The organism is Pseudomonas sp. BF-B-30 (genome assembly GCF_019956305.1).
Taxonomy (GTDB): Bacteria; Pseudomonadota; Gammaproteobacteria; order Pseudomonadales; family Pseudomonadaceae; genus Aquipseudomonas; species Aquipseudomonas jessenii.
Map to the genome: position 1 here is coordinate 146,167 of NZ_JAHBDG010000044.1, position 17,958 is coordinate 164,124.

Consider the following 17,958-nt stretch of genomic DNA (forward strand, 5'->3'; position numbering starts at 1 on the left):
GCATCACCCCTTGTTGAGGTCAACCAACGGCGTCTGCCGCACCTCAGTCTCCCGCCCACCCTGAATCTCGCTCACCTGTTTCAAGGCCTTATCCACAGCTGCCTTATCCGCCAACAAGCTGTAGCTGATGCGGAACTGCTTGTGTTCCTTCGGGCCAATCGTCGGCACCAGGTTCAATGGGCGCTGATACCGGCGGTTGTAGGAAAAACTCGTCCCCGGTTCCAGCCCCGTGACATAGCCCTGCCCCTGGGTATCGGTGTTTTTCCACAGGGAGAACACGGGCAGTGTTTGAGTATTGAAGCCGACCGAAACCCCCAGGCTGCCGGCCTTGTTATGTAACACGGTCAACGTATCGCCCTTGGCATCGGCATACGGCACCACGTTATAAACCGTCTCGTCGTAGTCCTTGGTCGGTGCACGGTAGGTTTGCCAGTCCGGCAGATCGCCTTTGGCTTTGTCGTTGAACGGTGAGACCTGTTTCACCGGCGCGGCGAAGCGGGCGCCCTGTTCCAAGAACGGCGTGCTGAAGTTGCTGTGATACAGCGCCTGGTATTCCTTCGGATAGTCACCGTTGTTGGTCAGGGTGTCGTTGAGGGCGAACGTTACGCTGCCGGGTTCGGTGACCAATTCGGTCGCCACGGAGAAGTCGACTTTCTTGAACGCCTGCTCTTTCAGCTCGCCACGCAGGCTGATGGCGTATGGCGGTTTTTCATCGATGTGCAGGGTGACTTTGTTGGCCGGAATGTTGGCGGCGCGGCCGTGCAGGGTCAGCAGTTCACCGTTGTCCATGCCGGGATGGCCGACCCATTCGTAGCCGCAGCGGGTGACCAGCTCATTGAAACCTTCCAGCCAGCCCAAGCCACCGCGACCATTGAGTTCGATGAAGGACGGGTTGACCACTTCCTTGACCGGCGAATCCCAGCCCATGCGCACATTGCCGACCGAGGCCTGCAAGACGTTCATGCCGCGAGTCGGCACCACCGAGAGTTTCATCGTGCCGTTATCGATGTCGACGATGCTGACGCCCTCTTGCCGACCGCCGTGCAAGGTACGAAGTGTCACGGAGAAGGGTTGGTCGGTTTTCACACCGAGTTGCTGGCTGGTGATCTGCCAGTTTTGCGCGGCTTTGTCGGTGTCGAGCAGGACGTAATCCCAGGCCATGGCGTGGGAGGCGGACAGCGCGCCAAGGACAACGAGGAGTTTGAGCGGGGACATGGGGAAAGCCTTTCTTGGAGTTGTGCATTTTTTATAGCGCTGATGAAACGATTCAGCAAGCATAAAAAAGCTTACGCCCGAGCCTTCCCAAGCTAATTAAATTTGACCTTATGCAACCTCCGCACGCTTACGTTAGTCTCATAAGGTTTGAACCTCCGGCAGATTGACGGCGATATCATTATGACACTAATGTCGCCCGCTAAATGCAGGAGCAAGTACAGACACATTTGTCTGTCATTTTTGCGCAACGGATCGTATGGAGTTTGAATGCGCGGGGCACTATTACGCAGCGGTAAGAGCGGGTCATTCACTGCCCTCGGCGAAACAGGTCAACCGGTCTACCGAGCAGCCCTGCAATTGCGCGAAGCCATTCGCCGCAAGAACCCCGAGTTGGTCGATCATCTGGCCATCCCTCAAAGCGATGAACTCGGGAACCAGATCGATTGGTACAGCGCTCTCGACGGCGATGTGATTCCGTGGAGCAGCGCGACCGAAGAAGAACGTGCCCCTGCCCGCCGCCAGCTTGAAGCGCTGAAGACCGCGCTCGAAGAATTGAGCCAGCGTTTCCTGGGTACGGACTCCGCCGAACAGCCGCAAGGCGACAAAGCCGTGTTCGGTAAGCTACTCAAGCGCGTGATTCATTTCCCGGACGAAAACTTCGTCTACCTGGTGCAAGGCAAACCGGTGCTGACTTTCTGGGGTTTCGAGCATGCCGGCACCGGCAATGGCGATCCCCTGCACTGCCTCTATCAGGTACCACCCGCGTTCACGCTGCCACCCGAGGTCGAAGCGCCTGTTGTTCCGCCCGTTGTGCCGGTGGTTGCTCGTCCGTGGTGGCGTCGTTGGTGGTGGCTGTTGCTGCTGCCGCTCCTGCTGCTGCTTTTGTGGCTGTTGCTCGGCCTGCGAGGGTGCGTACCGATTCCGCTGGTGGCGGTAGATTTGCTGCCTGACGGCGTTGTGCCAGTAGAAAAACGACTGGAAGAGCCGCCACTGACCGGAAATGTCACGACACTCAACAACGTTCCGGTGACAGGCACCGTTATAGGCTCGACCACTGGAACCGGCACCGCCGTGACTGGAACGCATGGTGTGGAAACGCCGGCCGTCGAGGGTAACGAGGCTGACATGGCACCCGCCGACTTGACCAAAGACCCGGCCATAGACCCGGCCATAGACCCGGCAGCTGAAAACAAAACTGCGCCACCCGAAAACAAAACTGAGCCACCAGAAAACAAAACCGCGCCGCCGGATGTCACATCGCCCGAGGCAGAAAAACCCGCCGCTGCCAAACCCGGCCCGCCCCTGAGCATCCCGCCAGACGCCGCCGACGGTGCCGCCAAGTTTCTCGATGGACAGTACAGCGCAGGCGCCGGGATTCAGGATCGCCGAACCGGCAAACCGCTACGTCTGGAGTACCAACTCAAGGACGGTAAGGGCCAAGTCACCGTACATCAGGCCGACGGCTCGAAATGCAGCGGGCCGGTGAGCGCTACTATGAAGGGTGGCAGCCTGGCCATCGACAGCCAGGGCCAGGCCGTTTGCGGCGATGGCAGCACTTACGACATGCCCAAGGTCAGCTGCCGCCCAGGGGCGACCACGATCGCAGACTGCACCGGTGGTTACGGAAAAGAACAATTCCCCATGTCCATGCGGCAAGTGGCCGAATAAAAACGGAATAACCCGACATGTTGCCTGAAGTCACTCAATTCGAAGACACCGTCACACTGGTCAGCGACACCGGCATCCAGTTCATGGATTTCGCCCTGCGCCTGGATCCCCGCAAGGAACCGGCGGGCGAGTTCGCACCGATGATCAGCGGGCTGATCTGCCGCCTGGCGTACAACGAAGAGAAAGACTTCTTTTTCTACGAACCCGAACCGGAAAAGGTCGAAAAAGCCAAACCTGCGTTCAGCGTCGACATGAAAAGCAGCCTCGATTTGCTCGACGGTATCTGGCTGCCGATCCCGTTTTTCCGCTTCATGCCGCCGCATCGCTTCGACGAAGGTCCGACCAACTGGTCGCGCATGCGTTTGGTGAAATTGGCAACTCCTGACATCGACGGTAATACCCACCGCCTGACGATGGCGTTCGACAGCCGTGTGATGCCCAAACGTGACGGCACTGCCTATCTGGCGCCGAACGATGAAGACATCAGCTCCGGCGTGTCTTTCAAACTGGCGACCAAGGCTAGCGAAACCCGCTGGTTCCTGGCGCAGCCGTGGGTCAACGAGTGGTTGCTGGAAGTGTTCAATGAGGGCAATGCCCACCGTTCGCGCGCAGAGCTGGACATCGATATTCGCGCCAACCATCACCTGGCGCACTACCTCAACTTGCTCAGCCTGTTGAGCAAACCGTCAGCCGCCCAGGAGTCGAAGGCCCGGGCGAAAGTTGAAATCCCCGAGCTGAAAGTGGTCGCAAACGACAGCAATGGCCTGGTCAAACCCATACCGGTGGACCTGGTGCTGGACGTCGGCAACTCGCGCACCTGCGGCATCCTGATCGAAAACCACGGTCAGGCCGGCTCCGGACTGAAGCAGAATTATGTGCTGGAACTGCGTGACCTGATCACCCCGGAACACACCTATAACCTGCCGTTTGAAAGCCGCGTGGAGTTCTCCCAGGCGTACTTCGGCAAGGACCACTGCTCGGTCAAGAGCGGTCGCCACGACGCGTTCCAATGGGCGACGATTGCCCGTGTCGGCAATGAGGCCAGTCGTCTGGCCAGTCGTCGTCGCGGCACCGAAGGCTCCACTGGCCTGTCCAGCCCGAAACGCTATCTGTGGGACGAAAACGCCTATGGCCACGGCTGGCGTTTCAACTGCTCGTATATAAAGACCGACAATGAGCCGTACGCCACCGCCGCGCCGTTCTCGCACCTGATCAACGAAACCGGCGAGGCGCTTTACAGCCTCGAAGAAGACGATCGTCTGCCGGTGTTCATGCCGCGTTACTCACGCAGCTCGCTAATGACCTTCATGCTCGCCGAAGTACTGGCCCAGGCGCTGTCGCAAATCAACAGCCCGGCCCAGCGTTCGCGCCAGGGTCACACCCGCGTGCCGCGCCAGCTCAACAGCATTACCCTGACTGTGCCACCGGGCATGCCACAGGCCGAGCGCAGCATCCTCAACGAACGCATGCTGCAAGCCATCGGCCTGGTGTGGAAAAGCCTCGGCTGGCATGCCGGCGAGGAAGATCCACATCAGGATCAGGCCGTCAGCCCGCGCACGCCGATCCCGAGTATCCGCGTGGAATGGGACGAAGCGTCCTGCGGCCAGTTGGTGTACCTGTACACTGAGGTCAACGAGAACTTCGCCGGTCACCCGGAAGAGTTTTTTGACACCATCGCCCGGCCGGACAAGGTCGACCGCCAACGCATCACCCTCGCGACCATCGACATCGGCGGTGGCACCACCGACCTGGTGATCACCGACTATCGCCTCGACCGTGCGGGCAATACCGGCAGCGGCAGCAACGTGCACATCGTGCCGGAACAGCGTTTTCGCGATGGCTTCAAAGTGGCCGGCGACGACATCCTGCTGGACGTGATCCAGGACTTCATCCTGCCGAGTTTCGAAAAAGCCTTGCAGAACGCCGGCGTAAAGGCCCCGAATTCACTGATGTCACGGCTGTGTGGCGATGAATCGGTCAGCGCCCAGGACATGATCTTGCGTCAACAATTGAACCTCCAGGTGTTCGCCCCGCTGGGCCTGGCGCTGCTCAAGGCGTATGAGCATTACGATCCGCAGGTCCCGCAAGAAGTCATCCCGCAAAGCTACCGCCAATTGCTCGGTGACAATGCCATCAGCCAGACCGTGCTCGACTACGTCAATGTCGCCGTGCGTCGCGATGTCGGCGCTCAGAGCGGTTTCGACCTGTATGACGCGCCGATCAGCTTCGACCTGCAAAAGCTCCATGCCGCGTTTCTCAACGACCAGATCAACATCACCAAGATCCTTGGTGCGCTGTGTGAAGTGGTCGCGCATTACCCCTGTGATGTCTTGCTGCTGACCGGCCGCCCTTCGCGCCTGCCCGGCATCCAGGCGTTCATTCGCAAGCTGTTGCCGCTGCCACCGGGGCGTATTCTGGCGCTGCAAAACTACCGCACCGGCGGCTGGTATCCGTTTCACAAGAACGGCCGGATCGACGACCCGAAAAGCACCGCCTCGGTCGGCGCCATGCTCTGCCTGTTGTGCGCCAACCACAGCGTGCCGAACTTCTACTTCCGGGCATCGGCGCTCAAGCCGTATTCAACGGTCAAGCACATCGGCGTCATCGATCTGAACAACGTGATCAAGGATGCCGACGTGCTGTACCGCGACATCCAGTCCGAAGACTACAAAATCAAGCTACCGGAAATTGGCGTTGGCGACGCCGCCGACACGCCGCAGCTGGAAATGCGCGGCGACCTGCGCCTCGGTTTCCGCCAGTTGGCCGCTGACCGCTGGGCTGCTTCGCCGTTGTATACCTTGCGGTTCACCAAGGCGGGTCGGGAGAAGTTTTCCCGGGCAACCGGTGAAAACGGCAGCGCCCCGCTGCTCAAGGTGCGGTTCGAGGTCAAACCGGCGGACAAATACACGCGCAAGCAGGATCTGGTCAGCGACCGCCTCTCGGTTCGCGACATCGAATCCAACAGTAACAACGTCAACTTCAACCCGCGCAGCGACCTCGAGCTGGAACTCAACACCATGCTCGACGCCGGCCTGAGCGAGACCAAGTACTGGCTCGACAGTGGAAGTGTGAAACGCAAATGAAAGACCTGACCCCCGATCAAACTCAGCTCTCTGCCAGTTGGGCCGCTGTTTATGAAGGCGCCGGTCAGGCGCTGGACTGGATTGACCAGACGCGCGGCAATGCGCCGCGCCTGGACAGCGAAGCCGACAACCTGAACATCCGCCTGCACCGCGCCCGCAACCTGGCTCAAAGCCTCGGTCGCGTGGCCTGCACGCCGATGACCATTGGCTTTTTCGGCTTGTCCCAGGCCGGCAAGTCCTACCTGATTTCGGCCCTCGCCGCCGGTCAGAACGGTAAGCTGGAAACCGAGTTCGGCGATCATCGCCTGGACTTCATCAAGCACATCAACCCGGTGGGTGGTGGCAAGGAAGCCACCGGCCTGGTAACGCGCTTCAGCCGTCGGGCGACGGAAAGTCAGGACAAGGACTTCCCGGTAGAACTTACGTTGTTCAAGGAAATCGAGCTGGCGAAGATTCTCGCCAACGCCTGGTTCAAGGATTTCGACCTTGAGCGGATTTCCTACGAGATCGACGAGGAGCGCATCCAGCGCGTGCTCAAACCGTTCGAAGGTCGCGAAACCGGGCCGCTGCAAACGGGCGTCAACGCCGACGATCTAGTGTCGCTGTGGGATTACCTGCGCGACAATTTTCGCAACTCGGTGAAGAAGCTTGAGCACCTGTTCTGGCCCAAAGCGTTGCAGCTGGCGCCACGCCTGAATTTCCAGGAACGGGCCGAGCTGTTTTCGATCCTCTGGGGTGAGCAAAGCGAGTTGACACGCGTGTACCAGAAACTGGCCGGCGCGCTGCACAAGCTGGGGCTGCCCGAGACCGTGTTCGCACCGTTGAAGGCCTTGGTGAGTTTCGACAACGACACCTACAGCCAGCGCGACAGCATCATGAACGTCGACATCCTCGAACGCTTCGGCAGCCCGCTGGACTTACCGATCGATGTTCGACCGCTGGTTGGCGATCGCCTGCAAAACAGTCAGGCGATTGCGGTCGCGCAACTGGCGGCACTGACCGCCGAAATGACCTTCCGCCTGATCGAAGCGCCGGTGGATGACATCGTCAATCAGGTCGACCTGCTGGATTTCCCCGGTTATCGCGGGCGCCAGAAACTGCACGAGATCGCCGATTCCAACGACCCGCAATCCAGTACCAAGGACAACTCCGTTTCCCAGCTGATCCTGCGCGGCAAGGTCGCCTACCTGTTCGAACGCTACACCGACAACCAGGAAATGAACGCACTGGTGGTCTGCACCAGTTCGACCAAGCAGAGCGACGTCAACGACGTGGGTCCGGTGCTGACCAGCTGGATCGAAAAAACCCAGGGCGCCGACTCGGCTGCTCGCAGCAAGCGCGATACCGGCCTGATCTGGGCGCTGACCATGCTCGACCTGCGCATTACCAACTCCCTGAGTCTGACACCCGATCAGTACGACGAGAGCTGGAACGGCATGGTCAAGCTGACCATGCTGGAGCGTTTCGGTAGCCTGAGCTGGATGAACGACTGGGCCGGTACACCGTTCCAGAACACCTACCTGGTGCGCAAGCCGCGTATGGATGCGGCGTTCATCGGGCAAGACGCAACCGGTGCGGAAACCGGCCTCAATGCCATTTATCAGGAACGTGTCAGCGCGCTGGGCACCAGCTTCGCCAGCAACGCTCTGGTGTGCAAACACATCAAGAATCCGGTCAACGCCTGGACAGAAATGCTGCGCAACGATGACGGTGGCATCAGCCACTTCAGCGGCAGTTTCAAAGGCGTGGCCAATATCGAATTTAAATTGCAGCGTATCCGCGAGCAATTGAGCGAATGCCTCGAAGGCCTGACCACTCACGGCCTGAGCACCTGGTACCACGCTGACGACGACGGCGCCGCAGCCGCCAAGAAAGCCAAAGCGCAAATGATTCTGACGGGCTTGGGCCGTCGCCCGGCGGTACTTGGCGAATTGATCGATCAACTCGACATACCGAGCGAAGAGGTGCGCGACCTGTACCTCAGCGGCGTGTACGAAACCGATGACGAGCCGGCCGTGAACGACGAGCCGGTCACCCCGACACCGAGCCAGAGCCTCTACGGCAATGACACCGGTTTCAATTTCGATTTCAGTGACGACCCGGGCCACGACGCGCCAGTCAGCAGCAAAACCGGCACCCCGGCGCCCGAACCGCAAAGCAACGAGCACCGTTTCGCCAAAGCAGCGTTCAAGGCCTGGATCGCGCACTTGCGTGAACTGACCACCCGGCAAAGCCTGCTCAACCTGCTGGGGCTGGAAAAGGCCTTGCTGGAAGCGGTGGTCGATGAACTGATCACCGCCGGCTATCGCCAGGATTTGCCGGGGCAACTGAGCCGCGCCGTCCTCAAGCGCGCACAAAGTGGCGCGCGGCGCGATCAACTGGTTGAGCGCCAGGTGCTGGAAGTGCAGCGCGTGCTGCGCGATTTCGTGTCCTGGTTCGGCTACCTCCAGAAACCGGTAAGCGAGCGTCCGAACAGCCGCGCCGGTGCCAAGGAGCCCTTGTTTTCGTTCTACACCGACATTGGCCCTGGACAAGTGCCTGTACTGCCGGCGCAACCGGCGAATCAGGCGCAACGGTACCTGGGCGACTGGCTTTCGGGCCTGGCCTACATCACGCAGGACAATGCTGGCCATGGTGCTGGACGTGAAATCACCCCTGAACAGAACGAACGGCTGGGCCAAGTGCTCACAGCCTTCGCAGCGAGATAAGCAATGCCAATTCGTGTCGACCTGCTCGCGTTAGAGCCCAATGTGCCTGGCCAGGCTCGCCTCACTGTGAAGAAATGGCAGGGTGACGAGGAACAGCTGGAGTTTTCCATTCAGCGCAACCAGGACGGTTTTTACCTTCAGGACCACAAGGCCTGGAGCAACAATCCATTCTGGTTCAAGGTCTCGCGTTTCAACCTCGCGGCCAACGGCGAAGCTTTGGAAACCCAGGTCGGACCGGACGTGGTTGACCCACTGCTGGAAGGCGGCGCCAACTCGCAATTCCAGATCGAACTGCGTGAACAGAGCCAAGGCCACGCCGACAAAGGCGTGGTTCGGCCAGGCGTCGGCTTGCTGCCGTCCACGGCCGGCGGCCAGACACGCTCGACTTACGGCGGTGCCGAACTGACGGCGCCGAGCGCACCGGCACCGGAGATCCCGGATTTGCCTGAACTGACCCTGTCCACCGCCGAGCCAGAAGTGGAGTTGGAATCGGTACTCACCGAGCGCGCCTATACACCGCCTCCCGCACCGGTGAAGAAAAGCAACAAAGGTCTGATCGGCCTGTTGATTGTGGTGTTGTTGCTGGCGGCGGGCGCCGGATTCTGGTTCTACAAACGCACCCCAGCGCCTGCGGTTGCAGCCACTGCCAGCGCACCTGCCGGCGCCAATGCTCAAGCCTGCACCCTCGACAGTATGAACAGCCTGCCCGAGTTGACCTTCGTCCAGACCTGCATCAAGGCGGCACCCGACAGTGCCAGGTTGTTGGAGATCATCGACCAGGCCAAGGCCAGTAAACACTGCGGCGTCGCCCAGCGCCTGTACGCCAACCGTGCCCAGGCTGGTGACGTGCTGATCGCCAACGCCTATGCCCGTGAATACGACCCTAAATACCTGAAGGCCAGCGAGTGCTTCCCGGCTGCGGACAACGCCACCGCCGCCTACTGGTATGAAACCATCCTCACCCAGGACCCGAACAATGCCGAAGCCAAGCAGCGTTTCGAGGAGTTGCAGAAGTGATGCGTTCACCCATGAGTCGACTCCTGCTGAGCGGTGCCGCCTTGCTCGCGCTGTGCATCAGCCCGCTGTCCCAGGCCGATGACAAACCGCTGATCCAGGCCGGTAAAAAGACCCTGTTCCAACGCGTGCTGACCACACCGGGCTGCAAAATCAGCTCGACGGCGGGCGGTGCCGAAGGTGAAGCACAACCGGTCTTCAGCCGCTTCTATGTGTACGAACGTGCGCAAGCGAACAATGCCGAATGGCTGAAAGTCGGTCCCGACAGTTATGGCAAAACCATTGGCTGGCTGCCTGCCAGCTGCACCACCGACTGGAAGATGCAGCTGACGCTGGCCTTCACTAACCCGGCCAACCGCGACCGGCTGCTGTTCTTCAAGGACCGCGCCACCGTCGAAGGCATCCTCGATGCACCGGACCCGGTCAGCAAAGTCGCGCCGCTGCGGGCCACGCTGAAAAAGGGCCTGCAAGCACCGGGCGTACTGGCTGAAGAACCTGAATACTTCGTCGACCTGCAAAAGCAGTTCTACCTGCTGCCAGTGCTCAGTGGCGAAGAAGTCATGACCGAAAGCGGTTTCCGCACGCGCCTGCTAAATGTGGCCTCCGTCAGCAAGCCGGATGACAAGAACGCCAAGGGCGGGGCTGCAAACAGCCCTGCCGGCAGCAAGGAAGCCGAAGAGAAAAAGGCCAACCAGCTGAAGGAATTCAGCGCGGCCGTGGTATTTGTCATCGACTCGACGATCTCGATGGACCCCTATATCGACCGCACCCGCGAGGCGATCCGCAAGGTTTACCAGAAGATCGAAGCGCAGAACCTCGGCAAGCAGGTCAAGTTCGGCCTGGTGGCTTTCCGCTCCAACACCCAGGCAGTACCGGGGCTGGAATACACCACCAAGATGTACGCCGACCCTACCAAGGTGAAAGACAGCGCCGACTTTTTCGCCAGGATCAAAGACCTCAAACAGGCTAACGTGTCGAGCAGCAGCTTCGATGAAGACTCGTTTGCCGGGGTCATGGAGAGCATCGACAAGGTCGACTGGAGCCAGTTCGGCGCACGCTACGTGGTGCTGATCACCGATGCGGGCGCCATCGAAGGCGACGACAAGCTGTCGAAGACCGGCTTGAGCGCTGCACAGGTACGTATCGAAGCCGCCAACCCGGGTGTGGCGATTTACACGCTGCACCTGAAAACCCCGGCCGGTGCCAAGGACCATGCCAAGGCCGAGGCGCAATACCGGAATCTGTCGACCTACCCGGGTACCAACACTTCGCTGTACTACCCGGTAAACGCAGGCGATGTGCAAGAATTCGGGCGCAAGGTCGACACACTGGCCGCAGCGATCACTACACAAGTCAAAGCCGCCTACATGGGCGAAGACGCCATCGGCAGCGCGGCGAACGCCAAGCAGGACCCGGCCGAGAAAAAAATGCTCGAAGACGCGGCGCTGATCGGCCACGCCATGCAACTCGCCTATCTCGGCGAGAGGACCAACAGCAAGGCCCCGCCAGTGTTCAAGGCATGGATCACCGACCGCGACCTGATCAAGCAGAACATTCCGACCACCGACGTGCGGGTGCTGCTGACCAAGTCACAGCTCAGCGACTTGAGCGACGTGATGAAGCAGATTCTCGATGCCGCCAACGAGGGCCTGATTTCGCCAACGGACATGTTCAATCGCCTGCGCTCGGTGGCGGCGACCATGGGCGCCGATCCCAATCAGCTCAAACAGAACAGCAACGCCAAACTGGCGGACATGGGCGTGCTCGGTGAATACCTTGAAGACCTGCCTTATCAGAGTGAAGTGCTGAACCTGGATGAAGAGACCTGGAAGAGCTGGGATGGTCTGGCACAAGAAAAATTCATCCGCACGCTGAACACCAAACTGCGGCATTACCAGCGTTACAACGCCGATGTCGACCGTTGGGTAGCCTTAGCCAAAGACAGCGATGCGCGGGACAACGTCTACCCCGTCCCGCTGGAAATGATGCCTTAACGAGACGCCGATGCTCGATATCAAGAACCTGCTGGTGCGCCGTGGTGAAGGCGCACAGGCTCATCATGTGCGACTGCCGCACTTGCAGGTCCGCGCCGGGGAAATCCTCGCCATCACCGGTGAGAGCGGCAGCGGCAAAAGCACGTTGCTCGAAGCCATCGGTCTGTTGCTCGCACCGGTAGAACTCGAGCGCTTCCGGTTGGGCCCGACGCACGCTCAGGATATCGCCCAACTGCTGGCCACTGACGATCAGCCTGCGCTTGCAGCGGTGCGTTCACGGCACTTGGGATTCATTTTGCAGAGCGGCGGCTTGCTGCCGTTCCTGAGCGTGAGAGACAACATCAGCCTGCCGCGCCGTTTGCTCGGGATGCAGGCGAAGAGCGATCACATCGACCACGCCGTTGACGTATTGCGCCTGCAAGGCTTGTTGGACAAACAACCCCAGGCCTTGTCGATTGGCGAGCGCCAGCGCGTCGCCTGCGTTCGGGCAATTGCCCATGAACCGCTGCTGCTGTTGGCCGACGAGCCGACCGCCGCGCTCGACCCTCACAGTGCCCGGCGTTTGTTCGAGTTGCTCCTGAGCCTGGTGTCGAGCATGGGTCTGAGTGCGCTCGTTGTATCCCATGACTGGGCCCTGCTGAAGGATTTCGGGTTGCCGCGACTCGGTGCTATCAACCATCTGGGAGAGACTCTGTTTGAACCGATGGACTGATCGCTTGCGCCTGCTGGGCTCACTGGCACTGCAAGACCTCTGGCACGACCGCAAGGTCTCGCTGTGTATCGCCGCTTCCCTGGTGGCGGTGATCGCGCCGTTGTTGTTGCTGTTCGGGCTCAAACACGGGGTGGTCAGCCAGCTGCAGGACGAACTGCTGCGCGACCCGCGCAACCTTGAAGTGAAGATGCTCAGCAACGGTAACTACGACGCAGCCTGGATCGAGCGTTTGCGCCTGCGCCCCGAGACCGGCTTTGCCCTCGGCCAGACCCGCTCGCTCAATACCCAGGCGGACCTGCTGATCGGCATGCAACGCTTTGTCGAAGGCGCGGAAATCATCGCCACCGAGCCCGGCGACCCACAGCTGAATCTGGCGTCCCTCAACCCCGTCGGCAATCAGGTGATCCTCAGCGCCAGCGCAGCGCAACGCTTGCAGGCCAAGGCCGGCGACAGCGTGCAGCTACGGGCCTTGCGCCGCCTGGAAGGTGTCAATGAACGCGGCGAGATGACGCTGACGGTACTGGCCGTGCTCGACGGTGCCCGCTTCGGTCGCGCGGCCGGGTTCGTCGCCCCGCCGCTGCTACTGGATCTGGAGCGCTTTCGCGACGGTTATCAGGTCAGTGAGTTCGGCGTTACCACCGGCAAGCCTCAGGGGAATCTACAACCGCTGTATGCCCGCGCCCGCGTGTATGCGCGCGACATCGACCAGGTCGCGCCGCTGGAACACTGGCTCAACGAACAACACATCGAAACGTCGAGCCGACTGGCCGACATCGACAACGTCAAAGCCATCAACCATGTGCTGGGGTTGATCTTCGGTGTGATCGCCATGGCGGCACTGATCGGCTGCGTGGCGTCCATGGTTGGCGCGTTCCTGGCCAACATCGATCGTAAACGCAAAAGCCTGGCGGTCCTGCGTCTGCTGGGCTTCAAGCGCAGGTCCGTCGGCGGTTTCGTGGTCCTGCAAGCGCTGGTGCTGAGTTTGGCCGGCTACGTGGGCGGGCTGGGGTTTTATACCGTGGGCAGTCATTTGTTCGACTCCCTGCTCGGCAGCAGCCAGGCCACCGGTACCTTCGTTTGCCACATCACGGTCTGGCACGGCGTTGCCGCCCTGCTCCTGACCTTTCTGGTCGCTGCCCTGGTGGCCATGATCGGCGCGCTGAGAGCCATCAACATCCAACCTGCGGAGAGTCTGCGTGAGCTATAAACGTTTTGGCTTGCTGTTACCCCTGAGCCTCGGCTACTTGCTCGACGCCTCGGCGGCGGGCTGGGAAGAGAAGTATTACAACCCGATGCCCGAGGCTGGCGACGTCGTGCTGCCGATGCCCTGCGAAGGTTCGATGGTGTTTCGCAAAGTGTTCATTCCGGTCGCAGGTCCCTTGGATGACTACCCGATCAACATCGGTCAGGACGGCGCGGAATACGGCTATGTCGAGCAGACCCGCCCGACCTTTATCGCCGGCAGTTTTACCGGGGCCAGGAACGACAAGTCCCGCTACTACCTGATGGCCAAGTACGAGATGAGTCAGTTGCAATACGCCGCGCTGACCGAAGCGACCTGCCCCACCGCTGCCACCAAAATGCGCTTGCCGCAAACGGCGGTGAGCTGGGTGCAAGCCATCGACGCCGCCGACAAGTACAACCTGTGGCTGCGCAAAAACGCCGCCGGCAAGCTGCCAAAGGAAGACGGCGCCCTGGGATTCCTGCGCCTGCCGACCGAGGTCGAGTGGGAGTTCGCCGCGCGCGGCGGGCTGGAAGTCGGTGCTGCTGAATTCCGCGACACGCACTACCCGATGCCAGAAGGCATCAACGCCTACGAGTGGTTCGCCGGGGCGCAATCGTCCAACGGCAAAGTGCAATTGACCGGCCTGCAAAAGCCCAACCCGCTGGGCCTGCATGACATGCTCGGTAACGTCGACGAAATGATGTTCGAGCCGTTTCGCCTGAACAAACTCGACCGCCAGCACGGTCAGGCCGGCGGCTATGTCGTCCGTGGCGGCAACTACCTGACCGCCCAGGCCGACCTGCGTACGGCATTGCGTAAGGAAGAAGCGTATTACAACGCCGAAGGCCAGGTGAAAAACAAGACCACCGGCCTGCGACTGGTGCTGGTCTCCCCGACCCTAACCTCTCGCGAACGGGTCGCCAGCATCGAAAGCAGCTGGAAGAAACTCGGCACCGGCAGCAAGGAAACCGAATCCGCCGACAAAGGCACCGTACAATCGCTGAACAGCCTCGCCTCGGGTGTCGAAGACCAAGCGCTCAAGGAAAAGCTCCAGGCCCTGGAGAACCAGCTGCGCGCCAGCAACCAGCAGCAGGAAGAAACCCGCGACCAGGCGATCCGCGCCAGCCTCAACCTGGGTGCGTTCCTGTGCACCAAGATGCTCGACGACGGCCAGTACGTCGACTTCCTGCAAAAGAACTACAAGCTCAACTGCGAAAGCGCAGACAAAGATGCCAGTTGCGACATGCGTAAAGGCAAGCTCAACGAGCAAAAGGATCGCCTGCACAAACTCAGCCGCTACTACGCCAGCAGCCTGGTGGAATCGGCTACCTTGTACGGCCAGCCACTGCTTGAATCGCAAGTCCCGGTGATGGAAGAAATCATCACCCGCAACAAACAGCTGCAAGACCTCAAACCTTACTTGCGCACCCACTGGGCCAATCAGAAGGCGTTCCTGCAAAAGCAGAAAATCGACACTGAAGCCTGGCTGACCAGCTGCAAAACCGTCACTCAATAACAACGCGTCAACACCGTTACGTAGGAGTTTCACCATGTCGCGCAGCCTTTGGACTCGCTTCAAGCTACAGATCGCTTTCGTAGTCGCCGGCAGCCTGCTAATGAGCGGTTGCGCCAACACCGGCAGCTCCATGTTGGGCGAAGGCGAAGGCGACGGTGCCGACCCGCGCCTGACCCAGGGCAATGACGCAGAGTTCTTCAGCAAGTCCGGTTACCAGGCCTGCGCCGTCGGCGCCGGTGTCGGCATCCTCGCTTGCGCGCTGTCCAACAGCAGCAACAAAACCGTGTGCGTCATCGCCGCCGGTATTACCGCGTGTGGCGTGGCCATGGGCGCGAACTATTACCTGGATCAACGTCGCGCCCAATACGCCGACACCACCACCCGCTTGGCGAAGATGAACAGCGACGTCGAACAAGACACACAGAACGTGATCGCCCGGACTGCGACCGCTCAGCAAGTGATCAATGATGACAATGCGCAAATTGCCCAGATCAAAAAGGACATCGCCAACAAGAAAGTCGACAAGAGCAGGGCTCAGGCGCAAATCGCCGGGATCGACTCGGACATCGCACGCCTGCGCAAAGACCTTGCCAACATGCGTACCAAGGTCACCGAGTACAGAAAAGTGGCAGACGCCGAGCGTTCGCAAGGCACCAGCGCCGAGATCCGACAGGTGGACATGAACATTCAGAGAATGAACCAGAAAGTCGTCAGCCTGCAGAAGGAAGTCGACGCTCTGTACAGCCAACGCTCCGCAATCACCCTGGGTTAAGCACATGACGCTACGACAACTAATGGTCATCACTGCCGTCCTGGCCCTGAGCGGTTGCGCGACCCCGCCCGGCGAATGCGATGCAACCAATCGCGACAGCAGCCTGCTAACCAAGATGAACTGTGACTACTCCGGTGGTTACAGCGATCAGGTCAAGCAGAAGGAACTGGCCCTGAGCGAGTCCCGACAGCAAAACGCAATGTTCCGTCAGGTGTACGAGAACATTCAGGCCCAGCAGCTCAGCACCAAGACCGATCTGGCCAGCCAGCAGAAATCCCAGGCGGCGCTGAATCAGTCGCTGGCGCAACTGCTGACCTCGCTCAAGGCTCGGCGTGGCAATGAGGCCCAGGTGCAGAAGCAGATTGCCGACCTCGAGAAGCAGCTCAAGGCTTCGCAAGCGGCGCCAACGGCCAAATCAACACCCGCGACACTCGCGGCCAAGCAGCAAGAGCTGAAAACGTTGCAGAAGAAGGTCAATCAGCTGCAATTCAGCCTCGGCTACGAAGAGTAACTTTTCACCCCGCAAGCGTCCCGATGGATGCCTGCACTTTTTCAGGAATCGTCGTCATGCAGCGGGTCATCAGGGATGCGCAAGCCACATCGGAGGGGATGAGTGCGCTGCAAGCCAAAGTCGCCCTCATCCAGAAACACTTTCCGCCGACCGTCGCCAGTCTGTTTGCTATCCCGCGGATGGGCAGCGGCGACGTGCTGGAATGGTGGACCGAACTGGGTGGCCAACCCACGCCTTATGCCGATCTCAACGAGGACGCGCAACGACGTTTGCTGGAAACCTATGAAGTGCGTCAGACGTCCCTCGGACAGCTGGCGGATGAACTGCAAAAACGTGGTCAAACGACGGAAGCGAATGACCTGCGCAGCCTGCTCGGTACGCCTGAGCTGGACAAACTCTACAGCCTCAACGGTGAGCCTTTGGTGGTGCGGTGGAACCAGCGTCCGCCCAAACCGATCGTGCCGCCAGTGGTGCCCGTCCTACCGCCGTCGCGTCGTGGCTGGTGGATCGCGGCAGCCTTGCTCGCGCTGCTGTTGCTGCTTCTGGCGCTCTGGCTCTGGTGGTTCCTGCACCGTGAGCCGGTTGTCGTGGTTCCGCCTGTAGCGCCTGTGGCACCGGTAGTGACGCCTGTTGAGAAACCGGTTGAACCTGTCCCCGAGCCTGTCGTGGAACCGGAACCGAAACCTGTTCCGGCACCAGAACCCACGCCAGAGCCGGTAGCGGAACCCAAGCCGGTCCCGCCACCAAAGCCGGCACCGGCACCGGAACCCAAGCCGACCCCGCCACCCAAACCGGTTCCACCACCAAAACCGGTAGTGGCTGCCCCGCCACCCGCCCCGACGCTGGACAACTTCGCATGCCGCAAAACAGCGCCGAAGTCAGAGGTCCCGCAGTTCGTGGTGGTGCTCGACACCTCGGGTTCGATGGATTTGAACATCAAGTCAGTGAAATCCGACGAGGACTGGTTCTTCGGTCCTGACATCAACAAGCTCCTGGACCCGAACCGCACCATGCGGCTTACCGCCAAACCCAGCCGCATGGACGTCGCCAAGGACTCGCTGGCCGGCATGATCAACGGGCTGGACCCGAAGATCGACACACGCCTGATCACCTTCGCCGGCTGCGAAAGAACACCGGACCAGGGTTTGTTCAAGTTCGGCGACCGCCCGCGGCTGATCAACGGGATTCGAGGCCTGGTTCCCGACGACGGCACACCGCTGGCCGACAGCCTGGCCCACGCGGCGAGTACCGTCGACGGGCGCAATAACGATGCGGTGATCGTGATGTTCGTCGACGGTGAAGACGGTTGCGGGCAGGACGTTTGCGCGGTATCCCGTCGAATCGCCAGGGAACAACCGCGCCTGCGGGTCAACGTGGTGAAAATCGGTGCTGGCGGCCCGTCACGCTGTATCGCTGAAAACACCGGAGGTCGGGTTTACAACAGCACCAATGCGGCTGAGTTGAGTAACCTGTTGAAACAGGCGAGCAAGGAAGTATCCAGCAATGCCAAGTGCGATTAGCTTGGGGACTGTTCCGACTT

At 60.4% G+C, this 17,958-nt stretch carries 12 protein-coding genes; 11 read left to right on the forward strand and 1 reads right to left on the reverse strand.

The window, feature by feature from the left end; all coding sequences use genetic code 11:
• Window positions 1-3: 3 nt before the first annotated feature.
• Entirely contained in the window at window positions 4-1,215 is a 1,212-nt protein-coding gene (locus KGB29_RS21425) for an aldose 1-epimerase family protein (protein WP_150814543.1), read from the reverse strand.
• Between the two features lie 267 nt (window positions 1,216-1,482).
• Between KGB29_RS21425 and KGB29_RS21430 the strand changes: the two genes are divergently transcribed.
• Genes KGB29_RS21430 through KGB29_RS21480 form a run of 11 tightly spaced genes read left to right on the forward strand, consistent with a single transcriptional unit; the run spans window position 1,483 to window position 17,938 of the window.
• The gene (locus KGB29_RS21430) at window positions 1,483-2,883 is read left to right on the forward strand and encodes an SrfA family protein (protein ID WP_150814542.1); all 1,401 of its coding nucleotides are present in this window, start codon (window positions 1,483-1,485) and stop codon (window positions 2,881-2,883) included.
• A 17-nt stretch (window positions 2,884-2,900) separates the two neighbouring features.
• Window positions 2,901-5,966 (forward strand): virulence factor SrfB, encoded by a 3,066-nt coding sequence (locus KGB29_RS21435; protein ID WP_102669372.1) that lies wholly within the window; start codon window positions 2,901-2,903, stop codon window positions 5,964-5,966.
• On the forward strand, window positions 5,963-8,674 hold the full coding sequence (locus tag KGB29_RS21440; protein ID WP_150814541.1) for a putative virulence factor: 2,712 nt from the start codon (window positions 5,963-5,965) through the stop codon (window positions 8,672-8,674). The genes KGB29_RS21435 and KGB29_RS21440 overlap by 4 nt, the downstream gene beginning before the upstream one ends.
• 3 nt (window positions 8,675-8,677) lie before the next feature.
• Window positions 8,678-9,691, forward strand: coding sequence for a hypothetical protein (locus KGB29_RS21445; RefSeq protein WP_150814540.1), 1,014 nt, complete (start codon window positions 8,678-8,680; stop codon window positions 9,689-9,691).
• A gap of 11 nt (window positions 9,692-9,702) precedes the next feature.
• Window positions 9,703-11,682 carry a vWA domain-containing protein gene (locus KGB29_RS21450; protein ID WP_057716539.1) on the forward strand — a complete coding sequence of 660 codons (1,980 nt, stop codon included), beginning with the start codon at window positions 9,703-9,705 and terminating at the stop codon, window positions 11,680-11,682.
• A gap of 10 nt (window positions 11,683-11,692) precedes the next feature.
• Window positions 11,693-12,394 (forward strand): ABC transporter ATP-binding protein, encoded by a 702-nt coding sequence (locus KGB29_RS21455; protein ID WP_218543887.1) that lies wholly within the window; start codon window positions 11,693-11,695, stop codon window positions 12,392-12,394.
• Window positions 12,378-13,601, forward strand: coding sequence for an ABC transporter permease (locus KGB29_RS21460; RefSeq protein ID WP_090452132.1), 1,224 nt, complete (start codon window positions 12,378-12,380; stop codon window positions 13,599-13,601). The genes KGB29_RS21455 and KGB29_RS21460 overlap by 17 nt, the downstream gene beginning before the upstream one ends.
• Complete coding sequence (locus tag KGB29_RS21465) at window positions 13,591-15,135, forward strand: SUMF1/EgtB/PvdO family nonheme iron enzyme (protein WP_150814538.1); 1,545 nt, start codon at window positions 13,591-13,593, stop codon at window positions 15,133-15,135. The genes KGB29_RS21460 and KGB29_RS21465 overlap by 11 nt, the downstream gene beginning before the upstream one ends.
• Before the next feature lie 34 nt (window positions 15,136-15,169).
• Window positions 15,170-15,907, forward strand: a complete 738-nt coding sequence (locus tag KGB29_RS21470; protein WP_057712765.1) for a hypothetical protein — start codon at window positions 15,170-15,172, stop codon at window positions 15,905-15,907.
• A 4-nt stretch (window positions 15,908-15,911) separates the two neighbouring features.
• Complete coding sequence (locus tag KGB29_RS21475; RefSeq protein WP_150814537.1) at window positions 15,912-16,418, forward strand: hypothetical protein; 507 nt, start codon at window positions 15,912-15,914, stop codon at window positions 16,416-16,418.
• A 56-nt stretch (window positions 16,419-16,474) separates the two neighbouring features.
• The gene (locus KGB29_RS21480; protein ID WP_150814536.1) at window positions 16,475-17,938 is read left to right on the forward strand and encodes a vWA domain-containing protein; all 1,464 of its coding nucleotides are present in this window, start codon (window positions 16,475-16,477) and stop codon (window positions 17,936-17,938) included.
• Window positions 17,939-17,958: the final 20 nt, after the last annotated feature.

Bases quoted from the DNA above. Each gene is read 5' to 3' on its own strand.
- KGB29_RS21425 (WP_150814543.1), bottom strand. From the start codon at position 1,215: ATGTCCCCGCTCAAACTCCTCGTTGTCCTTGGCGCGCTGTCCGCCTCC.
- KGB29_RS21430 (WP_150814542.1), top strand. From the start codon at position 1,483: ATGCGCGGGGCACTATTACGCAGCGGTAAGAGCGGGTCATTCACTGCC.
- KGB29_RS21435 (WP_102669372.1), top strand. From the start codon at position 2,901: ATGTTGCCTGAAGTCACTCAATTCGAAGACACCGTCACACTGGTCAGC.
- KGB29_RS21440 (WP_150814541.1), top strand. From the start codon at position 5,963: ATGAAAGACCTGACCCCCGATCAAACTCAGCTCTCTGCCAGTTGGGCC.
- KGB29_RS21445 (WP_150814540.1), top strand. From the start codon at position 8,678: ATGCCAATTCGTGTCGACCTGCTCGCGTTAGAGCCCAATGTGCCTGGC.
- KGB29_RS21450 (WP_057716539.1), top strand. From the start codon at position 9,703: ATGAGTCGACTCCTGCTGAGCGGTGCCGCCTTGCTCGCGCTGTGCATC.
- KGB29_RS21455 (WP_218543887.1), top strand. From the start codon at position 11,693: ATGCTCGATATCAAGAACCTGCTGGTGCGCCGTGGTGAAGGCGCACAG.
- KGB29_RS21470 (WP_057712765.1), top strand. From the start codon at position 15,170: ATGTCGCGCAGCCTTTGGACTCGCTTCAAGCTACAGATCGCTTTCGTA.
- KGB29_RS21475 (WP_150814537.1), top strand. From the start codon at position 15,912: ATGACGCTACGACAACTAATGGTCATCACTGCCGTCCTGGCCCTGAGC.
- KGB29_RS21480 (WP_150814536.1), top strand. From the start codon at position 16,475: ATGCAGCGGGTCATCAGGGATGCGCAAGCCACATCGGAGGGGATGAGT.